At 60.9% G+C, this 2,470-nt stretch carries 2 protein-coding genes and 1 other RNA gene; 1 reads left to right on the plus strand and 2 read right to left on the minus strand.

The window, feature by feature from the left end; translation table 11 throughout:
• Together Q4P21_RS16150 and ffs are read right to left on the minus strand one after the other, a co-directional pair.
• The coding region (locus Q4P21_RS16150; protein ID WP_303389741.1) for a DNA polymerase III subunit gamma and tau at positions 1-1,467 on the minus strand (1,467 nt) is incomplete at its 3' end.
• A gap of 71 nt (positions 1,468-1,538) precedes the next feature.
• Positions 1,539-1,634: signal recognition particle sRNA small type (gene ffs, locus Q4P21_RS16155), an RNA gene on the minus strand.
• A 187-nt stretch (positions 1,635-1,821) separates the two neighbouring features.
• Between ffs and Q4P21_RS16160 the strand changes: the two genes are divergently transcribed.
• Entirely contained in the window at positions 1,822-2,031 is a 210-nt protein-coding gene (locus Q4P21_RS16160) for a hypothetical protein (RefSeq protein ID WP_303389742.1), read from the plus strand.
• Positions 2,032-2,470 lie beyond the last annotated feature (439 nt).

Consider the following 2,470-nt stretch of genomic DNA (forward strand, 5'->3'; position numbering starts at 1 on the left):
TCGGGAGGGCTGACCCCTATGTCCTGCTTGTTCATCCTGAAGACCTGATTCGGGAACTACCTGAGGATCGGCCTGCTGTGCCTGCTGTGCCTGCGAGGGTGTGTGGCGCGCAGTAACTTCAGCACCTGCTTCAGCCTTGGCACGGGCCAATTGCGCGCGTACGGCAGCCAGCCCACCGCGGGAGGTTCCGGGGTCGGCATGGGTGGGCTCCGGCGTCGAACGTGGCTGTGACGAGACAGCGTCCGGGGAAGGGGAGGGGGCAGCCATTACCGGGGCATTCCCGGCAGCGGGTGCACCTGCGTAGTTGAGACGGCGTTCGAGCTGATCCAGGCGGGTGCCCATGCCGCGAACGGAGGAATCCGCGCCTGGCAGCAGGAGGCGTGCGCCGAGTAGTTCAAGGTGCAGACGGGGGGAGGTAGCGCCCGTCATTTCGTTGAATGCGGCGTTGGTGATGTCGGCGGCGCGGGACAACTCGGCGGCGCCGAGCTGGGCGGCTTGGGACTGCATACGGGCAATGAGCTCGTCAGGGGTGCCGCGCAAAATGGCGTGCGCACTTTCCGGCATGGCGTGCACAATGATGAGATCGCGAAAACGCTCAAGGAGGTCTTCAACGAAACGGCGGGGGTCGTGGCCGGTTTGGATGACCTTGTCCACGGACTTGAAAACAGTGGCTGAATCGTTGGCGGCCAGCGCTTCGACAACGTCGTCGAGCAGTGAGGCGTGGGTGTAGCCGAGCAGGTCCACGGCCAGGTCATAGTCCAAACCTGCGGCACCGGCACCGGCCATGAGCTGGTCAAGGACGGAGAGTGAATCGCGCACCGAACCACCGCCGGCGCGGACCACCAGTGAGAGCACGCCCGGGGCAACGGCAACATTTTCGCGTTCGCACAGTAGCGCCAGGTACGCCATGAGCGGTTCAGGCGGCACTAGCCGGAAGGGGTAGTGGTGGGTGCGCGAGCGGATGGTGCCAATGACTTTGTCAGGCTCCGTTGTGGCAAAGATGAACTTGATGTGCTCCGGCGGCTCTTCAACAATTTTCAGCAGTGCATTGAAGCCTGCCGAGGTGACCATGTGGGCCTCATCGATGATGAAGATCTTGTAGCGGTCGCGAATGGGCGCGAAGGTGGCACGTTCACGCAGGTCGCGGGCGTCGTCGACGCCACCGTGGCTGGCAGCGTCAATTTCAATGACGTCGAGCGAGCCGGCACCACCTCGGGCCAATTCGATGCAACTGTCGCATGTGCCGCACGGGTGGGAGGTGGGGCCTTGGGCACAGTTGAGGCAGCGGGCCAGGATGCGCGCAGACGTGGTTTTGCCGCAGCCGCGGGGGCCGGAAAACAAGTAGGCGTGGTTCACGCGGTTCTTGTCCAAGGCAGCCATCAAGGGTGCCGTGACATGTTCCTGTCCGATCACGTCGGCAAAGGAATCCGGACGGTACCGGCGATACAGGGCTGTTGGTGCGCTCACAGTTCAAACCCTATCTAATCCGCCTGACAAATTGCCGCCTTGATGCTGCAAATCCGGCATATCTGGGGATAAATAAAGACCCCCCATGCACCCGCCAGAGCCCGCTTACCCTTGCTACCTTCCGGTCCTGGGGGAGTTCACAGGGTGACGCCACATGAGGGGCCGGGAATCAGCTTACCTGACAGTGGCGGTGGGTGCGAATCCGCCAACCGAAGTGCCACGCAAGGCAAGGCATATCAATTTCTCTTCCACGGTGGTACGTTCGCCACATAGGGGCATTGACGCCATTGCCAAGCCGGTCCCGCCGCGCTTCCGCCCCTGCGCTACGAGGACCCACCGAGGGAGCGATCGAGAATGTGGTACGGAGTCTTCGAATGGGTATTTTGGGTGCTGGCCTTCGGTTGTGGAGTCATGGCACTGGTGCGCAGTGAAGTGTTTTCAACCAACACCAGCCAGCGAGTGCACCGCCACTCAGGTCAACAGTTCTTCCTGTGGGTCTTGGCAGCCACCTTTGCGGTGTCAGGATTCGTCACGGCAGCCTTGGCCATGCGTGCAGGGCACTGACTCGCGCCGACCCTTCGTACCGATTATTTAACGTGTTGAATTCCGGGCAGCAAAAATAGTGCGGAGTGAATGTGACACGCCTACATATCCGGAAATTCCGTAGCAATGTGACAATGTTGTAAAGTTGGCTGCGTAGTGCAGAAGGTAGTGGGAGCGCCGCCATCTGCACTGTTGGGACGTATTGCACGTCCTACCCTTGATGCGTTGCCTGCCTTCCGCAATGGACGCATAGGGAAATAAGGGCAGTAGGGCTTGAACGGGGTCGTACTGCCCTTATTTCTTGCAGTAAATCAGCCGTGCTAGCGGTCATATTTGGCCGCCCCGACCTTCGATTCGTGAGTTGGGCACTTTGTCAGGTACTCTTGAACCTGCCGTGTTTCGCACAGCAAGCTGGAGGATTCGCCTAGCGGCCTATGGCGCACGCCTGGAACGCGTGTTG

The sequence above is a fragment of the Arthrobacter sp. genome, from assembly GCF_030540645.1.
Lineage (GTDB): Bacteria > Actinomycetota > Actinomycetes > Actinomycetales > Micrococcaceae > Specibacter.